The sequence below is a fragment of the uncultured Nostoc sp. genome (genome assembly GCF_964245445.1).
GTDB lineage: Bacteria > Cyanobacteriota > Cyanobacteriia > Cyanobacteriales > Nostocaceae > Nostoc.
Genome location: NZ_CAXTNE010000341.1, coordinates 1 through 7,501, shown reverse-complemented (window position 1 = coordinate 7,501; position 7,501 = coordinate 1). Strand labels below are relative to the sequence as shown.

Sequence of the window (7,501 nt, the reverse complement as noted above, 5' to 3'; positions counted from 1 at the left end):
CTCCTTGTTGAGAAGTAGATTACCATACTTTTTTATTAGTGGGATAGTTTCATGATAAATAGCCAAATACCGACGGTATCAGCTACTATATCAGCTAAAGTTTTTGGAGGTGTAAGAAGATTTGATGCAGCTTTTCGTGCAGTATAGTTTTGTAGTATTATATACAAATTTTTAGTAACACGGGTACATCAAGGCTGTTTTTGCATTAATCGCGGGTTTATGCACCATCCTTTTTGGTTGGTAATAAGGTGCGATTTGTTACCTGCTTTCTGATTAAAAAATCTTGAATGCAGTTAAGAAATTCTTTTAACTCTAAAATTAAGTTAGTGGTATTTCTAAGGTCTTGATGGTAAGCTAATCGTTCTAGTTTGTCAGATGCTAGATACATAGCTGTGGCTCCAATGTTGGCACTAGCACCTTTAAGGTGATGAGCTTCTCGCGCAATTTGCCCAAAGTCATGAGATGCGATCGCTGCTTTAATTATCTCTAAACGGGGTTTAATATCTTCAACGCATACTTGCAATAGACTTAACTCAAATTCTGTGTCATTTCCCGATATCCGATGCAAGTGTTCCCAATCAATTGCTAAATCAGTAGTAACTGTCTGCTCATATACAACTGCCTCTTGTTTTGAGAGGATTACACCTGTCCAATGCTCTAGAGTCGCAGCCAATTTTTCTTTAAACACTGGCTTGGTCAGATAGTCATCCATTCCGGCATTGAGACACCTTTCTTGATCTTCTTTCATCGCATTAGCGGTCATCGCAATCACTACAGGACGACGACCCAGAGCAAAAGTATCTTCTTGCCAACGATGAATTTCTTTTGTGGTTTCTAAACCGTCAAGAATTGGCATTTGGCAATCCATTAGAATCAAATCGTAAGGAATTTTTTCTAATAGCTGCAAAACTTCCTTGCCATTAGCAACAACATCGGCTTTGTAGCCCAAACTATCGAGTTGCTTCAAGGCTACTTTCTGATTTACCAAATTATCTTCAGCTAAGAGAATTCTTAACTTCGATTTAGTAGCAGGGTAAGGAGAAGAGGAGGTCAGAATGCCTGAATCTGGACTCTGGATTTTTTTAGTAGCCTTTAGCCAAGAGCCTTTAGCCCCTTGTTCTGATTCTGACTGAGTTTCTAAAATATTCGTAATGGCATCAAGGAGTCGTGATGGCTTAATCGGTTTGACCAAATAAGCAGCAAATCCAATTTTGAGCGTCTGCTGCACTTCATCCCGTTGATTAGTAGAGGTGAGCATAATCAAAGGTATTTCAGTAATTGCAGAATTGGCTTTAATTTGTTCTTCTATTGTCATGTCATTCTTTATATCAACCAAGGCAACATCATAAGATTTACCCTGCTCATAAGCTGACCGAATAACTTTGAGGGCAGCAGCAATACTGTCAGCTTGATCTACCTGCATTCCCCAATGATTAGCTTGATGGTAGATAATTTTGTAATTAATAGCGTTGTTATCCACTAATAACAAGCGGCGATTTTTCAAAAGTTCGTGTTCGCATTTTGGTAAAGCAGGCTCAACAAGCTTTGTAAAAAGCACCTCAAACCAAAACTTAGATCCTTTCCCGATCTGACTTTCTACCCCAATTACTCCTCCCATCAAAGTCACTAGTTGTTTACAAATGGCTAATCCCAAACCGGTACCACCATACTTGCGAGTGGTAGAAGCGTCCACTTGGGTAAATGGCATAAAGAGTTTGCGTTGATCTTCAGGGCTAATGCCAAGACCTGTATCTGTGATGGCAAAATGAATGGTGGCTGTAGTAGAGGTAAGGGTTCGCAATTCGGCTTGCACTAATACTTCGCCAGCGCTGGTGAACTTGATAGCGTTGCTGATTAAGTTCATGAGAATTTGCCGCAGCCTACCAGTATCTCCTTTGAGATGGGTGGGGACGTTATGCTCAATCAGTGCGGCAATTTCTAATCCCTTGTTATGGGCTGAGGGAGCCAATAATTCCACCACTTCTTCCACACAAGTGGATAGGTCAAAATCTAGAGTTTCAAGAGCCATCTCTCCAGCCTCAAGTTTGGAAAGATCCAAAATCTCGTTGATTAAACTTAAAAGGGCGTCTCCACTACTACGAATTGTTTCAATAAAATCTCGCTGTTCTGGGTCTAAGGGAGTATCTAATACTAAACCGGTCATGCCCAATACAGCATTCATCGGAGTGCGAATTTCATGACTAATATTTGCCAAAAAGGCACTTTTAGCCTGAGAAGCTAATTCGGCTTGGCGACGGGCAATTTCAAGTTCTTGTCGCTGACGAGTTTCTGCTGCTAATAATTGGGCTTGGGCTAAGGCAATACCTACTTGGTCGGCTATTTGTCGCAAAAGATGAGTTTCAAAGCTAGACCAGTGGTGAGAATCGTCACACTGATGAACTATGAGCAAACCACGAAGTTCTTCTTTGACAAGAATGGGCACAACCAAATTGACTTTGACTCCAAAATGTTGAATTAATTCCAGATGGTTTTGTTCGACTTCTGGCAGATCGAAGTTAGCTAGCCCTAAAATTTGTCCTTGACGGTACTGCTGTAGATAGTACTGCTGTAGGTATTCGGCTCGAAAGTAGGGGGCGCTGATGTTTTGCTCTTTGATTGTTGGTAAGCCAGAAACTACTGCTTCAATGACGGTGGTTGCAGACTCATCTGGCAAAACTTGATAGATTAAAACTCGGTCAGTCTGGAGAATTCTTTGTACTTCCTCCACAGTGATTTGGAGAATTTCTTCGATTTGCAAAGACTGGCGAATCTTGAGGGCGATTTCGGTAAATAATTGCGATCGCAAGTTTTGCCGTTGTACTTCTTCTTCAGCCTCTTTACGCTGGATAAATTGCCCCACTTGCTCACCGATAGAATTCATCGTTTTGATCAAATCTTGGTCAGGCGGTTGGATCTGACGCTTAAAACAGGTAATCACACCAAGGATTTTGTGACCGCTACGGATCGGAAAAGCAAAAGCTGCGTGTAGTTGTACTTCAGCGCTGATTTTGAAGCGGAAGAAACTGAGTTCTTTAACGATATCAGCGATCCAAACAGGTTCAGAACTAGCCCAAACCCGGCCAGGTAGCCCAATTCCTGGTGCAAAGGTGGTTTGCCGATTCAGGGCTTCAAACTCTTGCATCTCAAGGGATGCTTTATGCCACATATCGACAAAACGCAGCACATTTGCTTGCTCATCCACCATCCAAATTTCACCCAAATCCCATGCCAAACTCTCGCAGATCCCTTGCAGGGTTTGGCGAGTAGCTTCGCTAATCGTGGCGGACTCTGCTAAAACGCGAGTTGCAACATATTGTGAAGTTAAATGCTGTTGTACTCGTTTGTGATCGGTGATGTCAATGCCAGTGCTAACAATGTATTCCACTGATCCTTCATAGTCTTTTAAGAAGGTATTCGACCAGGCAATCAGTCGGCGGCTGCCATCCTTCATTACCCAATAGTTTTCGTGTTCTAAGAAGCCTCTACCAGTTAGCAATTGCTCAAAAACTGCTTTGACTGACTCCACCTCTTCAGGAAGTAGGAACAAGTTCCAAAAATACCTACCCCTCACCTCATCGAAGGAGTAACCTGTTGTTTGCTCACAAGCTTGATTGAAGCGAACAATTTTTCCTTGGGAGTCGGCAACTACTACTAAAGCGCTGGCTGTATCCAGGACTGCTGAGATAAAGTTGTGTTCTTGGTTTAAGGCTTCTTTTGTTCTTTTGCGCTCAATGACCTCACGATAGATGAAGTAGTAGACTACAGCAAGAACGATAAAACTTAGGCTTATGGCGATCGCAAGTGTCAGAATTGTGTTGCGACTAGTGGCTTTTTTTGCTTGTAACTGCTGTTGGAGTCGTCCCCTTTCCTCGTTTTCCATCTCATTGATCGCCTTGCGGATATCATCCATGAGATTGTGTTGATCATTTTTCACTAGTACTTGCAATGCCGCCTCTAATCCCTTGTTTTGGCGTAAGTCAATAGTTTGTTTTAGTTCAGTAAGTTTAGCCGTTATTAGAAATTCAAGGGTTGCAATTTGCTTTTGTTGATTCGGTTGATCTGCTGTTAAATTTTTCAGGTTGGCAATTTCTTGCTCGACGTTAGCAAGTGCTGCTTGATAAGGTTTGAGATAAGTTTGTTTTCCAGTTAGCATGTAACCACTTTGTCCAGTCTCAGCATCCTTTATCTGGTATTGTAGTTTTTCTAGAGTGTTGATTTTTTTATAAGTGTTTTTTTCTATAGTGCGATTATTAGTAGATACTCTTGTATTTTGATAAGAAACCACGCCAATCAGAACTAAAATTGCCGATGCTAAACCAAAACCTGCTGCAATCTTTTTGAAAAATTGCTTATGTACCCTCTGCGCCTGTTTGCCTTTCTTGGTTATAAGTACCAAACTTGCTAAATTTCGGCGTAATTCCAGTTGTTTGATGACTTGACGGCCTAAAGTTCGTAATGCCTCCACTTGTTCTGGTGTAAGTTCTCGTGGTACGTAGTCAATTACACATAGGGTTCCTAGTGCATATCCCTCAGGATTAGTCAGAGGTACACCAGCATAAAACCGAATCTTTGGATCAGATGTTACCAGTGGGTTGGTGGCGAACCTTTCGTCATCGGTTGCATCAGGCACAACAAAAACATCAGGCTGTAGAATAGCATGGGCACAGAATGCGAAATCTCGATGTGTTTCTAGGGCTTCCATTCCGACTTTTGACTTGAACCACTGACGGTTTGTATCAATTAAGCTAACTAAGGCAATAGGAGTCTGACAAATATACGAGGCTAAACGGGTGAGGTCGTCAAAAACGGCTTCAGATGGTGTGTCGAGAATCTTATACTCCAAAAGCGTCTCGATTCTCTGTGTTTCGTTATCAGGTAATGGTGCTTTCATCCTTATTCTGGGGATTAGGGACTGGGGACTAGGGATTGGGAACTGGAGATTGGGGATTAAGGATTGCGGATTAGGGGGAATTCTTAAAAAAGAAGTCTTTATCTTGTTTTTTCCCATTCCTTAGTACCCAGTACCCAGTCCCCAGTGCCTAGTTCCAATCCCCAATCCCCAATTTGTCAACAAACTTACTTTAATTAATGACAACACTTTAGTTAAAAGCGTTAGCGTAATTTCACTGAGTTCGATCTTATTAAAGAATCTGTTAAATGATTAAGTCCCTACTGTATTTTTTGTGGGCTGGTTTATTTGAAATCGGGGGCGGCTACCTGATTTGGTTGTGGTTGCGCGAAGGTAAACCGTTCTGGTGGGGCATCTTGGGAGGAACTGCTTTAGTTTTCTATGGGATTATTGCAACTCTCCAATCGGCAAATTTTGGCAGAGTCTATGCGGCTTACGGCGGCGTGTTTATCGCAATGGCAATGTTTTGGGGTTGGAAGGTAGACGGGGTTACTCCAGACCGCTACGACTTAATCGGAGCATGTTTAGCTTTAGTGAGTGTTTTAATTATCATGTTTGCACCCAGAACTTAAGTAAAATTTCTATATTATTTTTGACCAAGAACTTTTACAGTATTACCTTTTAAAGGGATAATAACCTCATCCAAAATTGCAAAGATTTTTTGGCAACTAACCTGTAAGAATCAGGCATCTGGATATCTACGCATGTATGCGGGAGATATCAACAAAAATCATAGACATATTTGGCTAAATTCTCTGATCAAAGTGACTGACAATAATTTACAATAATTCTCAATTATCACAAGGTTCTTGGTTTGTAACAGTAGGTAACTAAAATTTTGAAATTTTGTAGCGCTTGAATAAAATGCTATTCTTCAAAAAATAAACATGCAATGATTGCATGGCTACACCCTTATTTAAACGTTGGCAACTACAAACAGGATTATATTTTCGTTGACATTTCCAGAAAATTAAGGTTAAGTAACTTTCAACACAAAAATGTATAACTAAAAGTAATCAAATGTAGTTAAGTATACAAATAATTGGTGCTTAGGAAGGAAAAAGTGTTGAAGAAAATTGTGATCATTGGGGCTATGACCCTACTGTTTTTAGGAGGGCCGCTGATGGGCAATGCTTTTGCCCAAACACCAGCTGCTGTGCCTGCTGCTGATACTGGAGATACGGCATTTATGCTGATTTCAGCAGCACTGGTACTGCTAATGACACCAGGATTGGCGTTCTTTTATGGTGGATTTGTGCGATCGCGCAATATCCTAAACACATTGATGATGAGCTTTGTGTTGATGGCGATCGTGGGAGTTACCTGGATTCTCTGGGGTTATAGTCTTGCTTTTGCACCAGGTTTACCATTTGTCGGTGGATTGCAATGGTTAGGGTTGAACGGTGTTGGTTTAGAAACTCAAGGCTACTTGCCGCATCTGCCATACGAAGACGCCCTCAAAGCAGCAGACCCCAAATATGCTGATTTCGTCTCATACGCCGGAACGATACCCCATCAGGCATTCATGATTTATCAAGCCATGTTTGCCATTATCACCCCAGCCTTAATTTCTGGGGCGATCGTTGAGCGGATGAGTTTCCGCGCCTATTCGCTGTTTGTGCTGCTGTGGTCAACCTTTGTTTACGCCCCCCTGGCCCACATGGTATGGGCAAAAGGTGGATTCTTAGGTTTGGCTGGTGGATTAGGTGCCCTCGACTTTGCAGGTGGCACAGTTGTTCATATTAGTTCTGGCGTTTCAGCGCTAGTAGCTGCGATCGTCCTTGGGCCTCGGAAAACCCATCCCGATCGTCTTAGCCCGCCGCACAACGTCCCCTTCATTTTGCTGGGTGCTGCCTTGCTGTGGTTTGGCTGGTTCGGTTTCAACGCTGGCAGTGCCCTATCTGTTGCTAGTGGAACTTCTGGAAACTTAACAACAAATTTAGCAACAACAGCCTTTGTTGCCACCAATACGGCGGCGGCGGCGGCAGCTTTAATGTGGCTAATTTTGGAAGCAGTTTTACGGGGTAAACCGACAGCCGTGGGAGCAGCTACAGGAGCCGTTGCTGGTTTAGTTGGCATCACTCCCGCAGCCGGATTTGTAACACCGCTATCAGCGATTTTAATTGGTTTTATTACCGCCTTTGTTTGCTTCTATGCTGTGAGTTTCAAGCACAAGCTAGAAATTGACGATGCTTTAGATACCTATCCCGTGCATGGCGTTGGTGGAACAGTGGGGGCAATTTTAACCGCCATCTTTGCCACGACTCAAGTCAACGGCGGAGGTAAAGACGGGGTGCTACGTGGTAATTTAGGTGAATTGGGAGTTGAACTAGCAGCAATTGCCGTTGCTTATGTGATCGCAGGTGTTGGTACGTGGATTATCCTCAAGGTTATCGATGCTACAGTCGGGCTGCGAGTCAAAGAGGAAGCTGAATTGCAAGGTTTGGATATCAACGAACACGGTGAAGAAGGTTACAATTCCGAGTTTGGCGATCGTCCCACTTAGTAGGGAGTAGGGAGGAGGGAGTAGGGAGTTATTATTCTCCCCCATTCCCCATTCCCCCAACCCCAATTTAATATTGTTTAATTTGC

The 7,501-nt window shown here is 42.6% G+C and carries 3 protein-coding genes; 2 read left to right on the top strand and 1 reads right to left on the bottom strand.

The features are described from left to right. Positions 1–217: 217 nt before the first annotated feature. Positions 218–4,891, bottom strand: coding sequence for a GAF domain-containing protein (locus ACFE90_RS34040; protein WP_375506703.1), 4,674 nt, complete (start codon positions 4,889–4,891; stop codon positions 218–220). Between the two features lie 266 nt (positions 4,892–5,157). On the opposite strand from ACFE90_RS34040, the gene ACFE90_RS34035 reads away from it, so the two are divergent. Beyond that, a complete protein-coding gene (locus ACFE90_RS34035) occupies positions 5,158–5,481 on the top strand; it encodes a YnfA family protein (RefSeq protein WP_375506702.1) in 324 nt (107 codons plus the stop codon). 491 nt (positions 5,482–5,972) lie between these two features. Continuing rightward, on the top strand, positions 5,973–7,415 hold the full coding sequence (locus ACFE90_RS34030; RefSeq protein WP_375506701.1) for an ammonium transporter: 1,443 nt from the start codon (positions 5,973–5,975) through the stop codon (positions 7,413–7,415). Positions 7,416–7,501: the final 86 nt, after the last annotated feature.